This is a genomic window from Acinetobacter sp. WU_MDCI_Abxe161, from assembly GCF_025514355.1.
GTDB lineage: Bacteria > Pseudomonadota > Gammaproteobacteria > Pseudomonadales > Moraxellaceae > Acinetobacter > Acinetobacter pittii_E.
Map to the genome: position 1 here is coordinate 239,824 of NZ_JAHPTU010000003.1, position 25,240 is coordinate 265,063.

18 protein-coding genes and 2 pseudogenes are annotated in these 25,240 nt (G+C 38.2%); 5 read left to right on the forward strand and 15 right to left on the reverse strand.

Annotated elements, in window-relative coordinates:
- Positions 1 to 72 precede the first annotated feature (72 nt).
- Entirely contained in the window at positions 73 to 1,272 is a 1,200-nt protein-coding gene (locus KTI78_RS04930; protein WP_262445382.1) for an MFS transporter, read from the forward strand.
- Between the two features lie 25 nt (positions 1,273 to 1,297).
- Here the strand turns inward: KTI78_RS04930 and KTI78_RS04935 are convergent, their stop codons facing one another.
- The gene (locus KTI78_RS04935; protein WP_262445384.1) at positions 1,298 to 2,281 is read right to left on the reverse strand and encodes an ion transporter; all 984 of its coding nucleotides are present in this window, start codon (positions 2,279 to 2,281) and stop codon (positions 1,298 to 1,300) included.
- A 123-nt stretch (positions 2,282 to 2,404) separates the two neighbouring features.
- On the reverse strand, positions 2,405 to 2,839 hold the full coding sequence (locus tag KTI78_RS04940) for a hypothetical protein (RefSeq protein ID WP_262445385.1): 435 nt from the start codon (positions 2,837 to 2,839) through the stop codon (positions 2,405 to 2,407).
- A gap of 248 nt (positions 2,840 to 3,087) precedes the next feature.
- On the opposite strand from KTI78_RS04940, the pseudogene KTI78_RS04945 reads away from it, so the two are divergent.
- A pseudogene (locus KTI78_RS04945) lies at positions 3,088 to 3,402 on the forward strand (anion permease); the annotation flags it as partial.
- 125 nt (positions 3,403 to 3,527) lie between these two features.
- Here KTI78_RS04945 and KTI78_RS04950 read toward each other — a convergent pair.
- The 6 genes and pseudogenes from KTI78_RS04950 to KTI78_RS04975 form a co-directional block, all read right to left on the reverse strand.
- Complete coding sequence (locus tag KTI78_RS04950) at positions 3,528 to 4,109, reverse strand: hypothetical protein (protein WP_262445387.1); 582 nt, start codon at positions 4,107 to 4,109, stop codon at positions 3,528 to 3,530.
- Positions 4,110 to 4,162: 53 nt separating this feature from the next.
- Positions 4,163 to 6,802 (reverse strand): bifunctional aconitate hydratase 2/2-methylisocitrate dehydratase, encoded by a 2,640-nt coding sequence (locus KTI78_RS04955; protein WP_262445389.1) that lies wholly within the window; start codon positions 6,800 to 6,802, stop codon positions 4,163 to 4,165.
- Positions 6,803 to 7,055: 253 nt separating this feature from the next.
- Positions 7,056 to 7,418: a hypothetical protein gene (locus KTI78_RS04960; protein WP_262445390.1), complete on the reverse strand. Its 363-nt coding sequence runs from the start codon at positions 7,416 to 7,418 to the stop codon at positions 7,056 to 7,058.
- 135 nt (positions 7,419 to 7,553) lie between these two features.
- Complete coding sequence (locus KTI78_RS04965) at positions 7,554 to 8,789, reverse strand: lactonase family protein (RefSeq protein WP_262445392.1); 1,236 nt, start codon at positions 8,787 to 8,789, stop codon at positions 7,554 to 7,556.
- A 318-nt stretch (positions 8,790 to 9,107) separates the two neighbouring features.
- Complete coding sequence (locus tag KTI78_RS04970) at positions 9,108 to 13,616, reverse strand: translocation/assembly module TamB domain-containing protein (RefSeq protein ID WP_262445393.1); 4,509 nt, start codon at positions 13,614 to 13,616, stop codon at positions 9,108 to 9,110.
- Between the two features lie 26 nt (positions 13,617 to 13,642).
- Positions 13,643 to 16,147, reverse strand: a pseudogene (locus KTI78_RS04975) (autotransporter assembly complex protein TamA); the annotation flags it as partial.
- 394 nt (positions 16,148 to 16,541) lie between these two features.
- Between KTI78_RS04975 and KTI78_RS04980 the strand changes: the two are divergent.
- Together KTI78_RS04980 and coq7 are read left to right on the forward strand one after the other, a co-directional pair.
- Positions 16,542 to 17,864: an MFS transporter gene (locus tag KTI78_RS04980; protein WP_262445395.1), complete on the forward strand. Its 1,323-nt coding sequence runs from the start codon at positions 16,542 to 16,544 to the stop codon at positions 17,862 to 17,864.
- Between the two features lie 3 nt (positions 17,865 to 17,867).
- A complete protein-coding gene (gene coq7, locus KTI78_RS04985; protein WP_016140587.1) occupies positions 17,868 to 18,503 on the forward strand; it encodes a 2-polyprenyl-3-methyl-6-methoxy-1,4-benzoquinone monooxygenase in 636 nt (211 codons plus the stop codon).
- A gap of 45 nt (positions 18,504 to 18,548) precedes the next feature.
- Here the strand turns inward: coq7 and KTI78_RS04990 are convergent, their stop codons facing one another.
- The 5 genes from KTI78_RS04990 to KTI78_RS05010 form a co-directional block, all read right to left on the reverse strand.
- Entirely contained in the window at positions 18,549 to 19,097 is a 549-nt protein-coding gene (locus KTI78_RS04990) for a DUF2799 domain-containing protein (RefSeq protein WP_016140586.1), read from the reverse strand.
- Between the two features lie 281 nt (positions 19,098 to 19,378).
- Complete coding sequence (locus tag KTI78_RS04995) at positions 19,379 to 19,816, reverse strand: 2-amino-4-hydroxy-6-hydroxymethyldihydropteridine diphosphokinase (protein ID WP_262445396.1); 438 nt, start codon at positions 19,814 to 19,816, stop codon at positions 19,379 to 19,381.
- Positions 19,773 to 20,153, reverse strand: a complete 381-nt coding sequence (gene folB / locus KTI78_RS05000; RefSeq protein WP_016140584.1) for a dihydroneopterin aldolase — start codon at positions 20,151 to 20,153, stop codon at positions 19,773 to 19,775. The genes KTI78_RS04995 and folB overlap by 44 nt, the downstream gene beginning before the upstream one ends.
- Positions 20,154 to 20,168: 15 nt before the next feature.
- Positions 20,169 to 21,467, reverse strand: a complete 1,299-nt coding sequence (locus tag KTI78_RS05005; protein WP_016140583.1) for an ABC1 kinase family protein — start codon at positions 21,465 to 21,467, stop codon at positions 20,169 to 20,171.
- Between the two features lie 58 nt (positions 21,468 to 21,525).
- Positions 21,526 to 22,302 carry a HesA/MoeB/ThiF family protein gene (locus KTI78_RS05010; RefSeq protein WP_262445397.1) on the reverse strand — a complete coding sequence of 259 codons (777 nt, stop codon included), beginning with the start codon at positions 22,300 to 22,302 and terminating at the stop codon, positions 21,526 to 21,528.
- Between the two features lie 172 nt (positions 22,303 to 22,474).
- Here KTI78_RS05010 and KTI78_RS05015 point away from each other — a divergent pair, with 172 nt between their 5' ends.
- On the forward strand, positions 22,475 to 23,053 hold the full coding sequence (locus KTI78_RS05015) for a flavin reductase family protein (RefSeq protein WP_262445398.1): 579 nt from the start codon (positions 22,475 to 22,477) through the stop codon (positions 23,051 to 23,053).
- A 129-nt stretch (positions 23,054 to 23,182) separates the two neighbouring features.
- Here KTI78_RS05015 and KTI78_RS05020 read toward each other — a convergent pair whose 3' ends face one another.
- Entirely contained in the window at positions 23,183 to 24,319 is a 1,137-nt protein-coding gene (locus tag KTI78_RS05020; RefSeq protein WP_262445447.1) for an acyl-CoA dehydrogenase family protein, read from the reverse strand.
- A gap of 19 nt (positions 24,320 to 24,338) precedes the next feature.
- Entirely contained in the window at positions 24,339 to 25,109 is a 771-nt protein-coding gene (locus KTI78_RS05025) for a 3-hydroxyacyl-CoA dehydrogenase (RefSeq protein ID WP_262445399.1), read from the reverse strand.
- Positions 25,110 to 25,240 lie beyond the last annotated feature (131 nt).

Sequence of the window (25,240 nt, forward strand, 5' to 3'; positions counted from 1 at the left end):
TATTTTAGTTTTTTATTATTCTGTTCACTTTTCCCTTATACTTCTCTTTTTTGTGTCTTCCCTTAACTTATTATGGCGTCCCCGCAATCCCCTCTTTCTACACATCAACATTATTCTCTCTTTTTAGCAATTTTCTCACTCGCTGTGGGTGGTTTTTGTATTGGAACCACTGAATTTGTCGCAATGGGACTTATTCAGGAAATTGCAAATAATTTACATATTACAGTACCTGAAGCTGGCCACTTTATTAGTGCCTACGCATTAGGAGTAGTTATTGGTGCTCCTATTATCGCTATTCTTGGAGCCAAAGTACCTAGAAAAACTTTATTACTTGGCTTAATGCTTTTTTATGGAATTGCTAATGCTTGTACCGCTTTGGCTCATACTCCTGAAACTGTCTTAATCTCACGTTTTATCGCTGGTTTACCACACGGAGCATATTTTGGAGTCGGTGCGTTAGTTGCAGCTGAACTAGCGGGTCCATCAAGAAGAGCTTCTGCTGTTGCTCAAATGATGATGGGACTTACTGTCGCAACTGTAATTGGTGTTCCTCTAGCAACTTGGTTAGGTCAAAACTTTGGTTGGAGAGCAGGTTTTGAATTTTCGGCCACCATTGCTTTTGTTACTTTAATTGCTGTTGGTTTCTTTGTACCTAATATTCCAGTCCAAGCTACTGCCAGTATAAAAACAGAATTAGCTGGCCTTAAAAATATCAATATGTGGTTGACACTAGCAGTAGGCGCCATCGGTTTTGGTGGCATGTTTTCTGTTTATAGCTACGTTTCCCCAATTTTGACTGAATATACACAAGTTAATATCCAAATCGTTCCTATCGCCTTGGCTATTTGGGGTGTTGGTATGGTTATTGGAGGTCTAACGGCAGGATGGCTTGCAGATAAGAACCTCAACAAAACTATAGTAGGCGTATTAATTAGCTCAGCTATCGCTTTTGTGGTTGCTAGCTTCTTAATGAGTAATATCTATACTGCTATTGCCTCTTTATTCTTAATTGGTCTCACGGTAATGGGATTAGGTGGAGCATTACAGACTCGTCTAATGGATGTAGCGGGCGATGCTCAAACTTTAGCAGCATCACTCAACCACTCTGCCTTTAATATGGCCAATGCCTTAGGTGCATTTTTAGGAGGTTGGGTGCTCAGTCATCAAATGGGTTGGATCGCCCCAATCTGGGTGGGTTTTGTTTTAAGTCTCGGCGGTCTTATCATTTTACTTATTGCATTTGCAGTAGAAAAAGCCAGCAAAAAAGCTTAATTAAGAGTGAAGCTAACTTATTTTTCTAATCAGTTAGCTTTCCACCACAGTGTGGGCAATAACATTTTTTCTCTCGAGCTGATTCTTCTTCCTCTAATACTTTTTCACGCATAATTTGAATAATCAGGTTATGCGCCTGCTCTTTTGGCAATCCTACTTTTTGACGGACCCGCTCTATTTCAAGTTCATCATGTAAAATATCTATGCCTCGTGCTTGAAGTAACTCACGAAACTCTTGCTCTAATCTTTGATTACGTTGATTAAGCTCATTTGCGAGCCCAGATGCCAAAATACCGGCTGGTAAAGCCGCAATACCCACACCCAAAATAGTAATAAGCGCCCCTAATAACTTTCCTAGGCTAGTTACCGGAGTGACATCACCATAACCCACTGTAGTTAAAGTAACCACTGCCCACCACATAGATTTAGGTATTGAACTAAAAGCTTCTGGCTGAGCTTTATTTTCAACTACGTAAATTCCAGAAGCAGTCATAATAATCATGATAATTAAAATAAAGATAACGGCTTGAAAAGATCCTTTCTCACGTTTAATCACGCTTAACAGTATCTGTAGCGAGATGAAATAGCGTGTTAATTTTAATAAGCGAAGTAAACGTAAGATTCTAAGCATACGAAGGTCGATTCGTACAAAGAAATTTAGGTAAGCCGGTAAAATTGCCATTAAATCAATTATAGCTTCACCGCTTTTCATCCAGTTCAAGCGGGTTTTCCATGAGGGCTGTGTCGTATCCCGATCAGCAATACTCCACAATCTTAATAAATATTCGATACTAAAAATTGCGATTGAAATATTTTCAAAGTAGTCAAACCAAATACGATAACTTGTGTACAGATCATTTACTGTTTCTAATAAGACCGCAGCGACATTACCAATAATTAAAACAACTAAAAAATAGTTAATGCATATACTTACCGTAGTTTCATAGTCATGGTTATGAAGATTATTATAGAAAAACTTACGCAATCCCTTCAAAGCTGAATTTTGCATATGGCTCTGACCACTTGATATTGTAGTTATAGTAAGCGCTTAGTCTGTATTCACCAATATAGTCTCTAACAATTTTTGCTTTTACTTACATCCATATTTAAGGCTTAAACTTTACTTCGTGCATCAATCCGCAGCTACACACCGGAATTCATTTTCTTCCCACCACATCACATCGTAGATGCCGGGATGTGATTTTAAAATAATATTTATATAGTTTTGCAGCACCATAATATGATGAGTAATATCAAGCTTTCTAAATAGAAATTTTCTTAAAATTGGAGTATTTGGAGAAATAAAAATTGCGAATCCATTGCTATATTCTTCATAAACGCTGATGCCAAGATACATTGTTATTTCAGGTAGTGGAATCTCAATTTGCCACCCCCATTTTTCACTATATAGTTCTATATTTAAATGATATCTATTCTTTAATATACTAAAAATATATTGCGCAATATCTTCAGTTTTTTGAACTAAAATACCGCCTTCATTAGCATAAGATTTTTGATCATATACTTGATAATCATCAAATTTAAATTCAACAATTGTCTTTAACATTCTTAAATTCCCTATATAAAATACTCATATTTTTTTTAATTATTATTAAGTTCGTTCAATTATTTTAAAGCAAAAAACGTTTTAATATCTAGAGTAATATTTATTTTTACATTTTCATTAAATAAAATTTGATCTATTTGTTATTTTTTAATAAAAAAAAGAACCTGTTAACTTTTTAACCATAATAATAGAATAAAAAGATTGATTTTTATCCAAGAAATCACTCCTTAAATCATAACTATTTTTGTTTGGTTACTTATTTGTATGCACATTATATATTTGCTAGTACAAAGGCACATATTACTGCAATGTTTGCAGCCTTTTATACGGCAGGAATTGCACTTGGTGCACCGCCCATGCTCTTTGTTTTAATGATGGCAGCAGCTTCTAGCATTATGATGACATTAACCCATTATGCGACTGGCACTTCCCCTGTTATGTACGGCTCGGGCTACACCATACTTGGTGAATGGTGGAAAGCTGGCTTTGTCATGAGCGTGGTTAATATCATTATTTTTGTGGTGATTGGCGGACTTTGGTGGAAAGTGTTGGGGTATTGGTGATTTTATAAATATGGAGGAACATTCTTATGTTAATAGGAATGTTTCTCTAAATTTAAATGCCAATGTATAAATAATATTACCATCAGTATAGATATCTCTTAATCTTAAAAATCTTTTGCCTAATTTTAATTTAAATAAGAATTCTCTCTATCGATTAAGGCATTCCACTCTTCATGACTATAAAGTTTAAGATTGGTCAATTGGGTACCTACTAATAAAAAGTGATCATCCCATGTCAATACTTCTCTACTGTCCTCTAACGTTCTGTTTGAAAAAATGGGAAATAAAATCTCGTTAAAATGCATTATTCCAATTTCAAGTAAATGCTTCACCTCTTTAGGATTCTCAGGAATTGAATAAAAGACAGGTATATTTTTGATTAATTTAGAGGCGATTTCGCGTGGTTCAGAATATAAATCATCTAAATACCATTTTTCATCATCACATCTCCATATATAGGCAGTAAAACTATTTTGCTTAATTAATAAGGTTTCAGTAATGGCATTTGGGTCTTGATACCAAACCATAAACTCTAGAGCCCTTGTTGGAATTATTGAAAACGTCGGTAATTTTAGATAAGGATAATCTTTTAATATTATGGAGAATAATTGCTGAATTGAGCTTTCCAACTCTTCAATTTTTTGTTTTTTATTCAAAATATTTTCTAATTCAAAAATATTTTTTTCTATATTTAAAATGCTTTTCATTATAAAAAATAAGGGCTGATTAATCAGCCCTTATTTTTAGCTAAATCAACAAATTAAGTCAATTGAGCAGCTTGGATTTTCTTAGTATCAACTTGATCAGCTTCTTTAGTATATTCGCTCATCTTGTCGAAGTTTAAGTATTTGTAAATGTCAGCAGATGCGCTGTCAATTTGTGACGCATACTGTTGATATTCTTCTGGGCTTGGTAATTTACCAAGAACCGCAGCTACAGAGGCAAGCTCAGCAGACGCTAAGTAAACATTTGCACCTTGACCTAAACGGTTCGGGAAGTTACGAGTAGAAGTCGATACACATGTTGTGTTCGGAGCTACGCGTGCTTGGTTACCCATACACAATGAACAGCCTGGCATCTCTGTACGCGCACCAGCACGACCATAGATGTTGTACAAGCCTTCTTCCATTAATTGGTGCTCGTCCATACGAGTTGGTGGAGCCAACCATAAACGAGTAGACAATGAACCACCAGGTACTTTGTCAAGTAATTGACCAGCTGCACGGAAGTGACCGATGTTCGTCATACAAGAACCGATGAATACTTCATCAATCTTGTCGCCTTGAACATCAGAAAGAAGTTTCGCGTCATCTGGATCGTTCGGGCAGCAAAGAATTGGTTCTTTGATGTCAGCTAGATCGATTTCGTAAACTTTTAAGTATTCAGCATCCGCATCCGCTTTTAACAAGCTTGGGTTATCTAACCACTTCTGCATGTTTTCAGCACGACGAGCAAGTGTACGTGCATCGCCATAACCTTCTGCAATCATCCACTTCAACATAGTGATGTTAGAACGTAGGTATTCAGCAACTTTCTCTTCAGAAAGTGTGATTGAACAGCCTGCAGCAGAACGTTCAGCTGACGCATCAGAAAGTTCGAATGCTTGTTCAACAGTCAAGTCATTTTCCATTTCTGATAAATCGATCTCAAGGATACGACCAGAGAAGATGTTTTTCTTACCTTTCTTCTCTACAGTTAAATCACCCGCTTGAATTGCATAGTAAGGAATTGCATGTACAAGGTCACGTAAAGTGATACCAGGTTGCATTTTACCTTTAAACTTAACAAGTACAGACTCAGGCATATCAAGTGGCATAACACCAGTTGCTGCTGCGAACGCAACAAGACCTGAACCCGCTGGGAATGAAATACCGATTGGGAAACGAGTATGTGAGTCACCACCAGTACCTACTGTATCTGGAAGTAACATACGGTTTAACCAAGAGTGGATAATACCGTCACCTGGACGTAGAGATACACCACCACGGTTCATGATGAAATCAGGTAATGTATGGTGAGTTGTTACGTCAACTGGTTTTGGATACGCAGCAGTGTGACAGAAAGACTGCATCACTAAGTCAGCTGAGAAGCCCAAGCACGCTAAGTCTTTTAACTCATCACGAGTCATTGGACCTGTTGTATCTTGAGAACCAACAGTTGTCATTTTAGGTTCACAGTAAGTTCCTGGACGGATACCTTGGCCTTCTGGTAAACCACATGCGCGGCCAACCATTTTTTGAGCTTGTGTGAAGCCTTTGCCAGTGTCAGCAGGTTGTACTGGGGTACGGAACAATGTAGACGGTGCAAGACCTAATTCTTCACGTGCTTTAGCAGTTAAACCACGACCAATGATCAAGTTAATACGACCACCAGCACGTACTTCGTCTAAAAGTACAGGAGTTTTAAGTTCTGCTTCAGAGATTTGTACGCCATCTTTAAAAGCAGTTACTTTTGCAGCAGCATGGTCAATCTTCAATACTATTTCGTCGCCCATGTTCATGTTAGCAACATCGATTTCTACAGGTAATGCACCTGCATCTTCCATAGTGTTAAAGAAAATTGGAGCGATCTTAGAACCTAAGCACACACCACCATCTTTTTTGTTTGGAATGTGTGGAAGTTCATCACCAAAGAACCAAAGAACAGAGTTAGTTGCAGACTTACGGCTTGAACCCGTACCAACAACGTCACCTACGTAAGCAACTTGATTGCCTTTCGCGATAAGTTCTTTAATTTGGCTTAATGGACCAACTTCACCTGGTTTTTCAGGGTTGATACCATCACGCTCGTTTTTCAACATCGCATTTGCGTGTAATGGAATGTCTGGACGGCTCCAAGCATCTTGAGCTGGAGACAAGTCATCAGTGTTTGTTTCACCAGTTACTTTGAACACAGTGATTTTGATTTCTTCTGGAACATCAGGACGGCTAGTGAACCATTCTGCTTCAGCCCAAGATTGTAAAACAGCTTTAGCAGCTTCATTACCAGCTTTTGCTTTATCTGCTACGTCATGGAATGCATCAAATACAAGAAGAGTTTTCTTTAATGCTTCAGCAGCTAAGCCTGCGAGTTCAGCATTGTCAAGAAGCTCAACAAGTGGTGCTACGTTATAACCACCTAACATAGTACCGAGTAAGTAAACTGCACGTTCTTTAGAAACGAGTGGTGAAGTTGCTTCGCCTTTTGCAATCGCTGCCAAGAACGCTGCCTTTACGTAAGCTGCTTGGTCAACACCTGCAGGAACACGGTTTTCAAGCAAATCAACCAAGAACGCTTCTTCGCCTGCTGGTGGATTTTTTAGTAATTCAACAAGCTGAGCTGTTTGAGCGTCATCAAGTGGCTTCGGTGGGACTCCGAGTGCGGCACGTTCTTCAACGTGTTGGCGGTAAGCTTCTAGCACGGTGTTCATTCCTCTTTTTTTGAAAAATTACTTGCAAATTCCAGCTTTCTTAAAAGCTTCACAAGTAATATGGACTACAAAAGTTTACTAGAGTTCAAGGTAAAAGTTAATGAGCGCGGGGTGTTTCTCCGTGATGCCCATTATTTTGTATCTAAATACCTGTGTATAAATAATGAGCATATTGGGCTGATTTGAACTATTTTTAAGCAAAAAGAGCTTTAGTTGGATAGAAATTCAATAATCTAATCTTCAATTAGAAAGATTTATATTTTGGCATTTTGTCATGCGGTGTTGCCAAACATTCATCCATCATTTGTTTTCTAACTTTTTCTTGAATTGCTTGAGAATCTTTTGTCAGTTCTTCTTTTGGAATTGCGTAAACTTTCTCAATAATATTAAGAATGAATTTTTTAGTTATCTTATCTTCAATCTTATTTGCATGCTCGATAGCCTGAGTTTTTTCAATAGCTTGTTGACGATCAAAAACAATACTTCTAGCTGCATTTCCTACGCTAGTACAAAAGCCGTGCCACTGCTCTTCTGGTGTTAACGGCTTCTTTTCTGAACAACCGACAAAGAACAAACTCACTGCAATCAATAAAATCTTTTTCATCACTTCACTACACTAATTATTGCTGTTCATATCATACGGAAAATCATCATTTTTGCAAAAACTGCTATAAAAAAACCGAGATAGCACAACCTCGGTCTTTTATTTTAGGCATTAGAAATGCCAGTTTCATGATTCGGATTAATTAAAGAACTTAATATCCGTAGGTGTTGATATTTTTGCTGCATCGCCAGCTGGTTTTAAGGTGCCATTTTTTGCGTCAAAACGGAATAAACTAATGTTATTACTAAAAACATTGGTCACATATAGATATTTACCAGATGCATCGAATGAGAACGCGCGTGGTTCAATACCATTGGCTTCATAAACTACTGGTTTACCAAGCAACCCATTCTGTTGGATTTTAAATACCAAGAGTTTATTGTCCGCCCCCCGATTGGCAGCAATCACATATTTACCATTTGGACTAAGAATAATACCACTCGCGCTCTTAAATTCAGGTGTTTTGTCCTCATGGATCAGTTTCAGCTCAGCCACTTTTTTCAAATGACCATCTTGCATGTTAAATGTCACAATTTCACTTCGCATTTCTGCGGTAACGTACGCTTGTTTGCCATTTGGTGAAAAGACCATATGGCGCGGGCCAGAACCATGGGTAAAAGTCACATCTCGAGTACTATCCGCTTCGAGTGGTTGAGGCTTGTTAGGGTTATAACGGAAGGTGTAGATTTTGTCATTTCCAAGATCGCTAGCATATAGATACTTACCGTCTGGGCTGAAGGTTGTTGAATGTGCATGACCACTGTCCTGACGACCTTTGATGTGACCAGAACCTTCGTTAAAAACGATATTTTGTACTTTTTCACCTAAATGGCCATTTGGTAAAATTGGTAAAACAGCCACACCACCACGACCTTTATCAAATGCCGAATAGTTCGATACAAACAGGAATTTACCGTCTAAACTGATTGATGCATGTGTTGGGTGCCCACCATGACTATCCACAGTGTTCAACACTTCCACCTTTCCATTTTGAATTGATAATGCAGTCACCGCTCCTTCATTTTCTTCATTAGTGGTATATGCAAAACGTCCATCTTTCGACTTCACAATCCAAGAAGGACTTTTCATTTTCAACACCTTAACTGGAGTTAAAGTTCCATCGCTATTTACTTGAAGCTGATACAAACCTTCACTGGCTTGTTTTGGTTTTTGCACAAGTGGTGCATCAGGAATTGATGTCCATGTTCCGACTAAAGCAATTTGTTGTTGTGCGGCATTTACGGCGGAGCCCCATCCCAATGATAAAAGCGTCAATGACAATGTTGCTGTTAACTTTTGAATTAGCTCACGATACTTAATATTTGTATCGCTTTCCTTGCTATATTTAATTTCAACACAAGTATCTATTTTCACTAGTATATCCTTGAAAAATTACCTTATTTGCACTTATCAATAAGGTATTATTAATTTAATTTCGTTTGATAATTCTGAAAACTAATTTATAAAACAGCAATTTTCAAGTGAATTTTCTTTAATCATAAGCCTGATCAAGGTTTGCGGACGTAAAGGAGAATGGATCGTGTATATAATAAATATTCAAATTTTTAAGTCTTATAAGGGTGTTATCAAATAAAAAGCCCACTTGAGGTGAGCTTTTTATTTATGAGTCGTATTGAAACCCATTAAGGCACTTCCGATACTAACGTACTTTTAATACTTAATTTCCAACCACTAAAAACGCCAGTTATAGAAAAGGTCGATTGCTCTTTCTAAAGACTGACTCGCTTCTAGATATAAACGTCGATTCATTTGATAACGTAAAGTGAGTTTATTTACTGGCGTAAACACTCCGACACCATAACGAATAAACAGATCTGGTGTGATATAACCGGTTAAACTCACTTGCGTATCATCACCTGTACCCTGTGCATCTAAAGCAAGGCCGCTCAAACCAAACGTACGTCCAATCTGATTCGTTAAAGCACGTGTACCACCTAAGCCCATACTAATACCTGCAGCCGCAATGGTGTTGTTTACATCAGATTTAAAGCCCTCTGCATTACTCAAGCCACTCGAACCTTCATTAATACGTCCAGTAACAAGCGCATTTAATGCTTCTTGTTCAGATAGACCTGCATCGTTATAAACCTGAATGTTTGGTGATGTCGCCGTACCTGTCACACGAACACCAACCATACTACCTTGAACATTTTTATTCGCATCGATATCTAAAGTCGGGTTTGCCAATGGTCCATTAAAACGGGCAATTGCTCGGTTCAAGTCTAGACTTTGTCCATAAGCTTCAATTTTCACTTTTTGGCTAACACCAATCGCGCCGTTAGCCCTCATTGCCGTCTCAAAGCCACGTTGGCTTAAGTTTAGACGGCCAACCAATGGAATATTACTGTTAAAGCCTTGGAATATCACTTGTTTTCCAATATTAACAGAAATATCAGCTCGAATATCCCAAGGTTTAGCAGCCCGTAAAATTGCAAGTGGGTCTTGACCTTGGCGTACGATACGAACATCTGATGAGGTATTAATAATTGGTGCAGTTGTTTCTGGCATTGAAATACGTGCGCGAGGAACATCTACGGATCCTTTTAAACTTAATCGCTTATCAAAAGGATACATATCAAGTGTCAGGTTCGGGTTGGCAATCGCGGTAATTAATGGAGCTTGACGCACCAATAAATTATCACCTTTCAGATTTAATTGAAGGCGTGGTGCATCTTTCCATTCAAAACTACCTTTAAGTAAACCCACACCTTGTCCACTGTTAAATGCTCCATCAATTGTTGCCATATCTTGACGAATTGATGAGTAAACCTGAACATTGGTTAAATTAACTGGCAAAGAAATCATACTGATTGCACCATTTTTCAGACGCATTTCACCAGTAAACTGAGGTTGAGTTAACGTACCGTTGATTTTACCTGCCAAGGCTAAGGTACCACTCATCGAACGGACATCTTGGATAAATGGTTTTAAGACTTTTAATTGAACATCATTAAAAGCCACCTCACCATGCATTGGCATTGATGACTGGAATGGATTAACAATAACGTTCGCATAACCCGTACCAATATCAGGTGTTTTAACATCAACTCGGAATAACAGCCCTTCTGATACACTTTTTGCAATCACACCCAACTCATCATAAGCCAGAGTAGTTGCAGGATCTTGCGGATCTTCAGCGGCTAAACCTATTTCACCTTTACGCGTAATTAAACGTGCATCAAGTTTTGGATTACCACCATTTACCCATGATGCCTTGGCATAGCCATTTAATTGTCCAGTCATTGCCAAACCTTCTGGCATAAATGCCGCGAAGTCGCTTAAATCCATGTTCTGAGTTACAAAGGAAACATTACCTCGTGCTTTACTCACTCGTACCGGCTGATCGAAACAGAGTTGACTGTTAGTACTTTGCCAGCAATGTTGACCCACATATAGCTCAGACTTAGCAGAAGAAAAAATTACTGGAGCATTTTGATTTTGTGCCAGACGGATACGTCTTGAATCAAAACTTCCTTTTTGGATTTGTCCTAACCAATCATTATTTTGGTTAAAACCGCCAGCTAACTGAACATAGAATTTAGAAATACTATTATTGCCGAGTACTTTCAATAAATGCGCTTTTCTTGTTCCTGTTAAATTCACTTCAGCAGACTGAATTTGTCTATTTCCACTACGCAAATTATCTAATTTTGCAGTTAATTGAGTCGGTGTTGTTTCCGAAGTTGGAAGCTCACCTTGAATACTCAATCTCTTTACGCTGACTAGTGTATTAAAAGCAAAATTATCTACTGCAATATTTGCTGTTGCTTTTAAACGTGGTTGTGATTGAACATTCAGATCACCATAAGCTCGACCACGCAGCCCTGGATATAACTCGTAGAGTGCTGGTGCATTCAGCTTAATTTTTAGATTTTGTGCATTGCCCGTAGCTTGTAACTGGTTCTGCCCATACACTAAAAATAAGTTGTTTGCTTCAAACTGCTGAGGTAAAAAGCCATTTTGATTGGAATCCATCAATAGAGATAGATTACCTTTACCTCGAACAGGTTTATTATTTAAAAAGCCTGCGAGATTCAATTGCTGAATATTAATTCGCTTCAAGTGATCAGACCAAACCCCTTGAGTTTTCAGATTCCCTGAAATTTCACCTTTAACAGTTGAGGCAAAATATTGAGGTTTAAAGCGTACCAATGAACTATGAATATCCCATGCGATACGGTCTTTTAAATTTACAGAACCAGTAGCATAGATTTTCCCAGCCACACCATCGTGTTGTAATTGGCTAATTCGAATAAAATCCGGTGTGCCCGCTATAGAAAACTTCAACAAACCATTTGCTTGTTTTAAGGCTTTTAAAGACCCGTCATAATTAACTGCAAAGCCTTTAAACCCGCCACCAGCTTTCACATCATGAAATAATAATGCAGCAGTACTTTTTCCACCTAAACTTACAGTTTCTTGACCTGCTTGAGCCAATCGACCCGTTAAATCAATTTTCTCAAATTGGATAATTTGCTGATTTGGTTTAGCAAAACCATTTGCCTTAATTGAACCATTTAACAAATTAACTGGCGCTGCTGCCTGAATACTTTGTGGATTAAAATCTTTTGCATTTAACAAAGCATTCCAAGCGAGCTGACGTTTTTCAGTAGGTAATAAAACTTTAGCCTGACCCGTTAAGCTACCTTTTTCAGCAGTGAAACTAAAATTAGGAACATTTAAGATATTATCTTTAACATTCAAATTGGCTAGATATTGTCCTGCTGGCAATAAAGTTTTTTCATGCTGATATACTTTTGTTGCAACTTTAATATCTTGCTGACCGTCACGTAATGTTAAATCGACTTGCCCCTTATCACTGCTTAACCATCCAATATAAGGCATTGCGCGGTCTATTTTCGTCCAAGCTACATTCATGAGCATCGGCTGAGGTTTATTATTCTTTTCTGGAGCCTGATTAAGTTTGAGTTTCCACGACTCATAACGGTCAAAGTCAATGTTAGCAAATACTTCTGTACCTTTTTCCAAAGACCCAGTTGAGGCAACAGCCGCATCTAAACTTGGCGGTAAAAAGTCTTGAACCACCTGAGGAATCGCTTTGTCTTTAGGATTAATGTGATCTAAACGGCCTTTAATATCCCAAGTAACATGATCTTTCCAATTCACCAGACCTTTAAGGTTAACGGCACCTTTCATAACTTGGCCGTTAAAATTAGTAATATTAAGCTGATCAACCAAATCAGTATTCATTAAAGCGTTGTACTGACCTTCAGGTAAATTTTCACCTTTTAAATCTGTATCAAGTGCCAAATTAAGTTGTTTAATATCACCTTGAAACTTGATCACACCATTTTTTGCAAAGAGTTTCTGCTCTTCTAGCAAAGGTAAGTGATAGTTTTTTAGCAGTAATTCTCCCCGCATTGGAACTTCATCGCGAACAGGATGCAGTACAACCCAACCCGTCAATAGATCAGGAGTAGTTGTTGCTACACCAGCTTTTAAAGTATCTAAACTTCCGCGAGCTGCAACTTTAATATTTTGAATATTTAAACTGTTTAAAGATGGGATTCTTAAATCCGCCGTAGCATTTAATGGATATTTACCACTAAAATCCATTTTCCCTGTCGCGTTATGAACTGAGAGATAACCCATATCCATACTGGATTTTTCAAACTCTAGTTTGGTTTCTGACCAAAGTGCATCTTGCAAATGAACGTCATGAAAACTTATATCTGAGGTTGCTAGTTTAATCTCTAAATGATCAACATCCCCTTCATCTACCCGCAAGACAAAAGGTAATTTAATTGGTTTAAATTGGAAGGGCTCATCTGAGGATGGCATTTTATCAATGATGCGTAGATTACGTACATCCGCATGGCTTAAATGCACTTCTTTTTCTAATAATAAAGAGCGCCATCCTAAGCCTACATCAGCTCGATCTAATGAGACATCAACTTCCTTTAATTGCACCAACACATTTTTGAGAATAATGCCCCGCAGTAAGTTGCCGCCTTCATATTCATATTTAATTATTTTCTGAGCTTCTAAAACCCGATCTAATAAAAAACGACTTCCGCGATCTGTTGACATCATAATGATCAACGAAGAAGCCAACAATAACAATATGATCAATATCGTCAGCAAGAAGCTACGCAAAATGCGACGCTTCTTCTTAGGAGAGCTAGGTGCCGAAGTGGGCTGCTGTTCTACTTCCGCCATAAAATAAACCTAATAAAATTTTATTTTTAAAGTTGTGGGCCTATAAAGAAATGTAGACGAATCGGATGATTTTCATCTGAAATACCCGACGCGACATCTAAACGGATTGGCCCGATTGGAGACTTCCAGCGAATTCCCACCCCAACGCTATAAGCTGCCGGATTATTAAAGTCTTTATCGTAAGCATTACCAAAGTCAGAGAAAACAGCTGCTCGCCATCCATCTTTGAACTGATAATTATATTCTAAAGAACCTACAGCTAAAGCTTGGCCCCCAATTTTATATCCATCTACTTCTGGAGAAAGACTCTTATAGTCAAATCCACGAATTGTTTGGTCACCACCCGTAAAGAATCTAAGATTGTACGGAACTTTATCAAAGTCATCCGTAAAGATGTAGCTAAGATCAGATCTTCCAACGAATTGGTGATCATCATTTTCACCTAGAGAATAAATAAATCTCCAACCTGCACTCGCAATTGCCATATTGGCATCAGACAGTAAACTCTCACTACCTAGTTCTAATTTATAGGTTTGTTTAAAAGCTTTGGTTGGGTTTAAACGTGTATTACTCGAAGTTTTAGATGTTTCATAACTAAATAATAATGCTTCTTGCTCAGATGCAGCCGTTTTAAATGCATCCGGTAACTCAGAAATATCAACATCCCCTTGTTGGGTCAAACGGTCTAAACGATAACGGACCCCAATAGTATGTTGCCAATTTCCTAATGGACGTTTGATTACGCGCTCGCCACCCACAACAGCAGATTCAGTTAACAGACTTACATCTGGGCCAATATCATCACGTGTTTCACGCTCATATCCGCCCACAATATTAAAATAGTCATTTAACGGGTGTTTATAAGGAATACTATATCGACCATCAATAGATTGACGAATTTGTGAGACTTCCAAGTTGGCATCAAAAGAATGACCATACTTATTTACAATAGAACGGCGATACTGACTACGTAGACGCGCACCCGTATCGGTGCCGTAACCAATACCAGTTTCCAAACTATTTAGCTTATCTGCATTTAAAGTCACAATAACCGGAATTCTTTTTGTTTCTCGGGCTTGGGCTTGTAAACGGTCTTGTTCTGTTTCTTGTTCGTCTTGTGGAAATGCTGCACTTTGCAACATCGCTGTTTGAGGCTCTACCTCTTTTGCATTTTGCGTTCCAGCAAACTGTTTTTCATCTACTACGTTTTGTGTAACTTCTTTATTCGATGTCGCTAATTGACGCGCTTTAGCAAGTTGTCGTTGTTCTGGTGATAGTAAATTAGACTCATCAACATCGATGTTTTGTTCATCGACCAAAGCTTGTAAATCTGGCGGTAGCTCAAGTGGCTTTTCAATCGGATCTGGTTTGATACTATCAACCAAAGTGTAATTAAAATAACGTGAGTTGGTTAGATTGTTTGCTAACACATTCACACGCCAGAAGGCATAGTCATCACCCTCTTTCCAAGGTGCCATACTTTCTAATATATTTTGATTTAAAGGTAAAGGTTTCGATGGATCACTCATACGAAACTCGACCTTATCTAATTTATAACGCTCGCCTGTCTCGTAGCGTAAATTAATATCAGCCTTATTTTCTGGCTGACTCACTTTCACGTCGTGCAGTCGCCAATAGGCATCAAAATAACCATTATCAGATGCTGCATCGACAATACGGCTTTTTGTGGTTTCATATAAACCATGGTTAAAGATATCACCGACATCTTGATCAGGAACTAAACGAATAACCTGAAATTGCGGCTGCTTTTCACCTGGACCTGTAAACTCAATATTTTGCTCATTAATCCGTACTGGCTCATTTGGCGTAACTCGGACACGCACCCGAGTCGGACTTAATTTTTCAAATCGGAACTCAGCATTATAGTAACCAACAGCTTGAGCAGCTTGATTACTCAATGTTCTAAGCTGAGGTAAAGCAGCATTAAAGTCTTCAAAAGATTCTTGGGTAAATGTTGATAATTTACCTTTAATATTTTTAGCCAGCACATCTGAAGCACCTTCCACTTCTGCACTAATACGCGGTACTTGTTCCATCGGAATTGCACGTGGCGGACGCACTTTATTTAAAATACGCTTAAAGAAGCCAGCTTGTTCAGGCGGTTCTTCAACTTCTGGCGTTAATTCAGGTAGTGTTTTCCCAGTCTCATTGGCTTCGACAACAATCTTACTATCAGATTTAATCTCCTGCATAAGCTGATCAATATTTACAGGTGCCTGATTAATTTGATTTAATTCAGATTGAGTTGCATCGCTTACAGTAACTTCAGGCTGTTTTTGTGCCCCATTTTGAAAGTTCTGTGCTTCACTTTTAGCTTCTTCAGCTACCCTATAAATTTCATTTGCCATGTTTTGATCAACAGGCAAGTCGGGTAAATCTTCAAGATTATCAAGAGTAATTGGCTTAAATTCATCAATTTGATTTGGAAATTGTTCTTGTTGTTGCAATATAGCCAAGCTATCTTGTTGCTGCTGAGCTTGGGTTACAAGTGTAGCAATATCTGTAACTGGAGCGGAGTATTGTTGATTAGTCTGAGCTAATTGTTCAGTTGACTCATCAGATATAGTCTGGTTTAAAGTGGATGAACTATTCTCAACAGAAGTTTGAGCAAAACTTGGCGTTACACAAACACTTAACAACAAGCTGCTACAAATAAGTTTAGGAATGCCCTGCATTTTTAAAATTAAATGCATAGAATGTGAGAGAGTTGACTGTTTAAACTTAATTTTAGAAGGCATAGAAAACTCTAGACTTATTTTTTAATAAAACGCACCAAGGTAAGTGTAAAACTCACTCAAAACCATTGATTTTTCATTTAATCAAGCGTTAAAAATATCATACATGGTTTTCGATGCAAATTAACACTCGGTCACATTTTTTTATAAAACACAATGAAGTTTGCACATGATGAAACAAGATGAGCACCTGATGACCTCACGTCGGTTTGTACCGATGTTTTTTACCCAGTTTTTTGGCGCATTAAATGATAACGTTTTTAAGCAAGCTTTATTATTGGTGATTACTTATGGATGGATTCAGCAACAATCTGCTCCTGTAAGCACACTTAATAATTTGGCAGCCCTCTTATTTATTTTGCCGTATTTCTTTTTTTCGGCAACTGCTGGGCAAATTGCAGATAAATATGAGCGTTCTCAACTCGTCCGTGGTATTAAAATTTTAGAAATCATCATTATGCTCATCGGTACTGCTGGTTTCATGTTGGGTCACTTATGGCTACTTCTTTTCGCTTTATTTTTAATGGGTACACATTCGACATTCTTCGGTCCGATTAAATACGCAATTTTGCCTGAAATCTTAAAACCGAATGAGTTAATGTCAGGTAATGCGCTATTTCAATCTGGCACATCCATGGCAATCTTGTTCGGTATGATCTTGGGCGGTGCCGTAATTGCCTCATCAGATGGAAATTTATTGTGGATTAGTATCACCGTAGTGGCTATTGCTTGCATAGGCTATTTATTTAGTCGCTTCATTTTGCCACAAAAAGTTGCCGCGCCTGACTTAGATATTGATTGGAATTTCATTCGTACCAGTTTCCAAACGATTAAATATGCCAAAAGTTTACCGTTAGTATTTACTATTTTGCTAGGCAACTCATGGTACTGGTTTTATGGAGCGACTTATTTAACTCAAATTCCGCAGTTGACCCAACAAAATCTGCATGCATCAGAAAATGTCGTTAGCCTCTTGCTGACTTTCTTCTCAGTAGGAATTGGTATCGGTTCACTGCTTTGCCGAAAGATTGGCGGTTCAGAAATTAATATTAAAATGGTACCGATCGGTGCAATTGGTCTTACTGTTTTTGCGCTTTACCTTGCCGCCAGTTTAGCTTTTGTACCTGAACGAACTGGAGCATTACTGACTTTAAAAGATATTTTCACTCAAGGCTGGGTTTACTACCACGTCATGTTAGCGGTGACTTTATTGGGAATTAGCGGTGGTTTTTACATTGTTCCTTTATATGCCATGATGCAGGCTTACTCACCACGTTCACATCGTGCTCGTGTTGTAGCAGCAAACAATATTTTAAATGCTGTATTCATGGTGTCTTCTGCAATTTTCTCAATCTTAATCTTAAGTGTTTTAAAAATTGATATTAAAATACTATTTATTATTACAGCTGTACTTAGTGCAATCTTTAGTATCTGGCTTCTTGCCCGACTAAAGCCAATGCTTGCCACAGCACATCTTTCTTTGGAGGACTAATTTATGCGCCACTATACTGGAATTGATCAGCTTATTAACTCATTTGATCAAGCATTACGTAGTCTTGTTCCGGGTGCAACAGCAGCACAGCGTCAAAACCCAGCTGAAACAGTAGAAACAAAACTTGGTGTAGAGGATGCTCGCCATGTTGCAGGCCTAATGCGTGTTAATCATAGTGGTGAAGTATGTGCCCAAGCACTTTATCATGGACAAGCATTAACAGCGAAATTACCCAATGTACGCCGTGAAATGCAGCAAGCAGCAATTGAAGAACAAGACCATTTAGCTTGGTGTGAAGATCGTTTAAAAGAGTTAAATAGCCATACAAGCTTATTAAATCCTATCTGGTATGGCCTCTCATATGGTATGGGCGCTCTTGCAGGTATTGCTGGTGATAAATATAGCTTAGGATTTGTTGCTGAAACTGAGCGTCAGGTAAGCATGCATTTGCAAGACCATTTAAATCAATTACCAGCTCAAGATGAGCGCTCTCGTAAAATTTTAGAGCAAATGAATGAGGATGAATTGCACCACCGTCATACTGCGCTTGAAGCAGGTGGTGTTGAATTACCTTATGCAGTAAAAATCAGTATGACTGCTATTTCAAAGTTAATGACAAAAACGAGTTATTACCTTTAAAAAACAAAGGATTGATCTTAATCAGATCAATCCTTTTTTCAAATATTATTTTAAACCGTGATCATATTTGAAACGTTCGATATCTCGAATTGAGTTCCAATAGTTGCGATTAATACGGTCACGATCAATTTGTAATTCTCTTAAAAGCTTACGATAACGTTCGCGCTCTTCTGGCTTTAATTTTTCGTTGTATGCACTGTCCGAATATTGCTTAAACTTTTCGTCATAACGATCATATTCAGCTTTTGCATTGTAGTAATCGGAAGCTGCACGATAGTAAGGTCTTAAACGACTACGCTGCTCAACTGGGCATACATTAATATTTCCATTCCCCTCTAAAGCATTATAAAAAATGTTCGCTGGCTGACAATAGTACCCTAGTCCTTCTTTATACCCACGATCATATGACTTTTGATCTGGCACAATATTAGCCTTTCCACATGCTTTATAATATTGATCTAATCGTGGTGACAAGCCTTTTGAACCATCTTTCTCACCCACTAATGACCAATTTGCAGTCTTACATTCTTCTACGCTCATTGCAGCACAACCCGAGAGGCTGATGGCTAGAATGGCTAAACCGATATTTTTCATATTAAGAGAACTCAAAAATAAAATTTAAAAAAACGCAAAAAATAAAATTCCAGTACAGGGACTATATAAGTCTTGCTCTATTCAAGATTTATATATCAATGTTTAACTGGATAAGCGTTTAAGTTTAAAGTAGTTTGATCATCTCACCAAATTTAAGAACTATAATTCATAGCCAAGCCTGTAATATTTATCATCTACGACAAATAAGATAACTGGACTTAGCTCAAATCATGATAAGGGCTGTAACTGTATGCAAAACAAGTTCCAGTTCATAATTAGTATTAAACTTTAAAATTAACCACTGGATAAAGCGTACTGTCAGCCTTTAAAGTTTCACAATGCCAAAGCTCATATAAAGGAATTTTTACATCGAGTGCTAAGGGCAATTTTTTAGAATTAAATTGCATATGTTCCAGATCACTTCCCCATGCAATCAAATCTACATCTAAAGAAATATGATGCGATGGACGAACACGCCCAGAATCTGACTCAAGTTGCTTTAAAAAAGATTCAATTTGTTCACATGATAAAGTGCTTTTTAATAGACATGCCGAATTCCAATAATCATCTCCAATGCCATCTCGGCATGGAATTTGATAAATAGATGAAAACTGCACTTTCCCCAATGTTGCTAATTGTGTGTAAGCAAAATTAAAGTGCTGATCTGCGTCTAAATTACTCGCCAGAGCGAGCGCAAAAATTGTTTCTGGTGCGTTCAAGACGAATTCCTACAGCATTAGCTTCTGCAATGATGGCTGGCTTACGGATGGTTATGATAATTTTTTCAATTGTTGGAAAGGTTTCAAATAAGCATTGCAAAACCAGATGAGCTGCATGTTCGATTAATTCAGGTTCGGCATTTTGAATAGTTTGAGCCGATAACTCACAAATCTGCGCATAGTTGAGTGTGTCCTCAAGCTTGTCAGACTCTGCAGCACGGCTCAAATCATTATGGATGGTTAAATCCAACATTAAAGGTTGAATAATTTGTCTTTCCCAGTTGAAACAGCCGATCACTGTCTCAACCTTCAAGCCTTCAATAATAATGGCATCCATAAATTTAAACTGACCTTAATGCTTTAACAACGAAGCAGGTTCCATATTTTGAACCATTTTCAAACGTTGGTCTGCATAAATATCAGTATATGGTGCGAGTACGCGCATAAAACGATCAAAATAAAGCATTTGCTTAAATAATAAAGCAAAATCACGTGGAAATTTAATACCGTGACGCTCGCCTACACCTACCATATCCATCATGATATCGTTTAAATCAGCTGGATTTGAAGACAATATCTGCTGTGGGTCAGCCATTAATACGCCATTAAACAAACGCTCTAGATCATGAGCCAAAACCTGAACATCAATTTTGTTATGGGTCATACCCATTTTCAGCATATTTTCAGCCATTGCCTGATAATCGGTCTTTTGTAAGGCGTCCATAAACGCAATACATGCTGTCCAAACTTCAGGCTTTAACTGCCCCACGATACCAAAATCGATAAAACCAATACGTCCATCTTCAAGCAACATTAGGTTCCCAGCATGTAAGTCAGCATGGAAACTCTTACACAACATGAGACTACCAAACCATGTATTCATGGCAGTAATCAATACTTGCGATGGATCTTTAGCATATTGTTTTACAACACTAAAGTCAGTCAAAGACACACCATATAAACGCTGCATGGTCAAGACACGGCGCGTAGAAAACTGATGATAAACTTTAGGTGCAGTCGCAGCTTTATTTTGTGAAATGTTTAGATATTCCACAAAATCATCTAAGTTTTGTGCTTCTTCAATGAAATCGACTTCACGAACCATACGGCTTTTAATTTCATCAACAATTTCAGAAAGAGCAGCAAATTTAATCTTTGGTACTGCACGCTCAAGCAACTTGGCAGCCCAATGCACTACACTTAAGTCAGTATATAAAATGGTTTCAACACCAGGCTTTTGTACTTTAATAACCACATCTTCACCTGTGGTCAGCTTAGCGGCATGAACCTGAGCAATTGATGCAGAAGCTAATGGTTTTTCATCGATGTAGCTAAAAATCTGGCTTAAATCACGTCCTTCAAACTCAGATGCAAGCACACCTTGAATATAACTAAATGGGAGTGTTGGAGTCTGGTCTAAACAACCTTGAAATTCTTCTACATATTCACGAGGGAAAAGCGATGGTGTACTGGCAATAAACTGACCAAGCTTAATATAAGTTGAGCCAAGCGACTCAAAAGTCTCTCGCATGAGTTTGGCATTACTTGGTTTTTCAGTTGCGTATTTAATTCCAGCTTTGGCGGCAACCACTGCTGTTTCACCAATACGGGCGACTGAACGTAGCCCATCAAACAAAATATTTTTTTTCATATTTCTTCAAAACCAAATCATTCAGGTTGAGTGTAGCAAATTTTGTTTCATTTACTGATTAGCTTGCCTGACAAAGTGGGCAATTTACATCTTTATCAAAACTAACAATACGTTGTGTCATATTTAAACCATCCCACAATAATAGTTTCTGCTTTAAAGGTGTACGATTTAAACCTAAATAAAGTAAAGTGTGATGTGCTTGTAATGACGCTATCATTACAGGAGTAGTTGCAAGTACCCCTGACTCTGCACAGCGTAGTCCTTCATTGGCATGTTGTTCTTTCGGGAAAAGGCATTCATAGCAAGCTGAATCTCCTTCAACCATAAACATTTGTGCCTGAAAACCTATTGCTGAAGCACTAATTAGGGCGACCTGATGCTTCTTACAAGCTACATTTACCAAATAGCGAGTTGTAAAATTATCACATCCATCTAAAACCACATCTTGGTGTTCAACAAGTCTATCAATGTTATGTTCGTCTAAGCGTTCGTTATAGTATTCAACACAGATATAAGGGTTAATTTTCTGTAAACGTTTAGCCAAAATTTCTGCTTTATAACGTCCGATATCTTCATGACCAAATGCAATTTGACGCTGTAAATTACTTATCTCAATAGTATCTGCATCAATTAGTGTAATTTTACCAACCCCTGCTCGAGCAAGTAGCTCTGCACTGCTACAACCTATTCCACCAGCACCTACAATCAGCACATTAGCAAGTTTGAGTTTTTCCTGAGCTTCAATATCCCATCCATCGAGTAAAATCTGACGGCTATAGAGATGCATTTCTTCATCACTTAACTCTACAAAATCGATATCTTGAAGCTCGGTCACTTGTTAATCCTTTCACTTAGAAGCGAAATGATTTTATGATTAAGTCAATCATTATGAAAGCTATAAAATAGAAACAAGTTTTTATTCTTATAAAGCTTGTTTAATAACATTGCATCTATAAAGCTTTCTGCAACAATAGAAATATCTATTTTCTTTATTACTTAGGCTAAATATGACGCAATCATATATTGCACCAGTAGAGTTAGAAAAAGCTTATCGCTTGTTAAATCATGGTCCAACTGTCCTTGTTTCTGCACAATATGGCGATGACCGCAACGTGATGGCTGCTGCTTGGGCATGTGCCTTAGAGTTTAAACCAGCCAAAGTGTCTGTGGTTCTCGACAAAAGTACTAAAACCCGACAGCTCGTTGAGCAAAGTGGTTATTTCACCCTACAAGTTCCCTGCTATGCACAGCTTGATATGACTAAGCAACTTGGAACTATTAGTAAGTTAGATGACGCCGAAAAGCTTGAACATTGTGGTACTGAACTATTTTACCAAGAAGGTCTTACCAGTCCGCTTGTATCAGGATGCATTGCATGGCTCGTATGTAAACTTATTCCAGAACCGCATAATCAGTCAGCACATGATTTATTTATTGGTTCTGTTGTAGGTGCTTGGGCAGATAGTCGCGTTTTCAGAGATGGGCACTGGTATTTTCAAGATGCACCGAAAGAACTTCGAAGTCTGCATTATATTGCAGGAGGAACGTTTTATTTAATTGGTGAAGAAGTCAAAGCTCAGCTTTAATCATCAAAAAGCTAGCTTTAACTTTCTATATTTCATTGAAATAAGTTAAAACTAAACAGTTTTAGTTGCAAAAGACCGCATAACAATTGCGGTCTTTTGCATTCACTGACTATTTTTAAAATCTCATACTTAAACTTGGGTTACTTCGCGAGCAATCACTAAACGTTGAATGTCAGAAGCACCTTCATAAATCTGACTTACACGAACATCCCGATAAATTCTCTCAACAGGGAAATCACTTACGTAGCCATACCCTCCATGAATCTGAATCGCATCCGAACACACTCGCTCAGCCATAGTAGACGCAACTAGCTTTGCCATTGAAGCTTCTTTTAAACAAGGCAATCCCGCATCTTTTAAAGTTGCAGCATGTAAAACCAACTGATGTGCAGCTTCAATCTGGGTTGCCATATCGGCTAAACGAAAACTCACTGCCTGATGTTGGACTAACTCTACACCAAAAGCTTTGCGTTCATTTGCATATTGCACCGCTGCATCAAAAGCAGCTCTTGCCATTCCAACAGATTGAGCAGCAATCCCAATACGTCCAGCTGCTAAATTAGAAAGTGCAATTTTATAACCTTCACCTTGTTGCCCTACCAAATTTTCTAAGGGAATTCGACAGTCCTCAAAAGTAATGGTCGCTGTGTCGGAAGCATGTTGGCCCATTTTGTCTTCAATTCGAGTGACCAAGTAACCTTGTGTATTGGTCGGCACAAGAAAACATGAAATCCCTTTTTTACCAGCTTGTTTATCTGTAACCGCAAAGACCAAAGCCACTTGGGCATTTTTACCACTGGTAATAAATTGCTTTACGCCATTGAGTACCCAATAGTCACCATCTCGCTCAGCTTTACATAAAATCGCGCTTGCATCAGAACCGACATGTGGCTCAGTTAAACAAAAGCATCCTAACCATTCACCAGATGCAAATTTTGGCAAATATGTTTGTTTTTGCTGCTCCGAACCGTACGCGAGCGTAATACCGCAAATCAAGGAATTTTGAACACTTACGATAGTCGAAATAGCACCATCACCTGCGGCAATTTCTTCAATTGCAAGCACCAAAGATACATAGTCCATTCCGGCACCGCCCCATTCAGCGGGTACGGTCATCCCCATAGCGCCTAGTGCGCCTAAATCTTTTAATTCCTGCGCAGGAAATGCATGGGTTTTATCGCGATGTGCGGCTGTTGGTTTTAACTGATTTTGCGAGTAGTTACGCATCATCTCCTGAACCATACTTTGTTCAGCATTTAAAATCATTTCAACATCCTTATTTTTATTATTTTGCTGCCATACGAATTGCACCATCTAAACGAATAACTTCACCATTTAAATAGGAATTTTCAGCAATGTGTGCGACCAAACGAGCAAATTCTTCTGGCTTTCCTAACCGCGATGGATATGGCACCATTTGCCCCAAAGCATCTTGTACATTTTGTGGCATACCCTTAAGCATTGGAGTTTCCATAATTCCCGGTGCAATGGTCATAATACGAATGGCATGACGCGCTAACTCACGAGCAATCGGTAAAGTCATCGCCACAATAGCGCCTTTAGAGGCTGAATACGCAGCCTGACCAATTTGACCGTCAAATGCCGCAACAGAAGCAGTGTTAACAATGACGCCACGGTCCTCTTCGCCTGCTTCGACCGTATTTTTACTCATTGCATCTGCTGCAAAACGCAGCATGTTAAATGTACCTGTGACATTAATATTTAAAGTTTTTGCAAATAACCCCAAGTCATGAACACCTTCACGGCCAACTACTTTTGCAGAAGGGCCAATACCCGCACAGTTCACTAAACCATGCAAGCTGCCATGTTTTACTAAAATATCTTTAAAGAACTGTTCAGCAGTAACTTCATCTGTTACATCAAGTTTTACGAAGTCAGCTTTTGACCCTAATTGTTTTACTTGCTGCTCGCCTGCTTCTACATTCATGTCAACCAACGTGACTGAGGCCCCTTGTTGAACTAGATATTCAGCTGTAGCAGCACCTAAGCCAGAGCCACCACCAGTAATCACGAAATGTTTTCCTTGAATTTTCATTATTTACGATCCTATAGAAATATTCTTTAAACTTAGTAGTGAGAGTAAAAGTTGTTGTTTTCCGATACAATTTCAAAAAGCCTCAAAATGCTTGCAGCTTTTGATCAATCCAAATTTTAAATATGAAATAT

Bases quoted from the DNA above. Each gene is read 5' to 3' on its own strand.
- KTI78_RS04930 (WP_262445382.1), top strand. From the start codon at position 73: ATGGCGTCCCCGCAATCCCCTCTTTCTACACATCAACATTATTCTCTC.
- KTI78_RS04935 (WP_262445384.1), bottom strand. From the start codon at position 2,281: ATGCAAAATTCAGCTTTGAAGGGATTGCGTAAGTTTTTCTATAATAAT.
- KTI78_RS04940 (WP_262445385.1), bottom strand. From the start codon at position 2,839: ATGTTAAAGACAATTGTTGAATTTAAATTTGATGATTATCAAGTATAT.
- KTI78_RS04950 (WP_262445387.1), bottom strand. From the start codon at position 4,109: ATGAAAAGCATTTTAAATATAGAAAAAAATATTTTTGAATTAGAAAAT.
- KTI78_RS04970 (WP_262445393.1), bottom strand. From the start codon at position 13,616: ATGGCGGAAGTAGAACAGCAGCCCACTTCGGCACCTAGCTCTCCTAAG.
- KTI78_RS04980 (WP_262445395.1), top strand. From the start codon at position 16,542: ATGATGAAACAAGATGAGCACCTGATGACCTCACGTCGGTTTGTACCG.
- coq7 (WP_016140587.1), top strand. From the start codon at position 17,868: ATGCGCCACTATACTGGAATTGATCAGCTTATTAACTCATTTGATCAA.
- KTI78_RS04990 (WP_016140586.1), bottom strand. From the start codon at position 19,097: ATGAAAAATATCGGTTTAGCCATTCTAGCCATCAGCCTCTCGGGTTGT.
- folB (WP_016140584.1), bottom strand. From the start codon at position 20,153: ATGGATGCCATTATTATTGAAGGCTTGAAGGTTGAGACAGTGATCGGC.
- KTI78_RS05005 (WP_016140583.1), bottom strand. From the start codon at position 21,467: ATGAAAAAAAATATTTTGTTTGATGGGCTACGTTCAGTCGCCCGTATT.
- KTI78_RS05015 (WP_262445398.1), top strand. From the start codon at position 22,475: ATGACGCAATCATATATTGCACCAGTAGAGTTAGAAAAAGCTTATCGC.
- KTI78_RS05020 (WP_262445447.1), bottom strand. From the start codon at position 24,319: ATGATTTTAAATGCTGAACAAAGTATGGTTCAGGAGATGATGCGTAAC.
- KTI78_RS05025 (WP_262445399.1), bottom strand. From the start codon at position 25,109: ATGAAAATTCAAGGAAAACATTTCGTGATTACTGGTGGTGGCTCTGGC.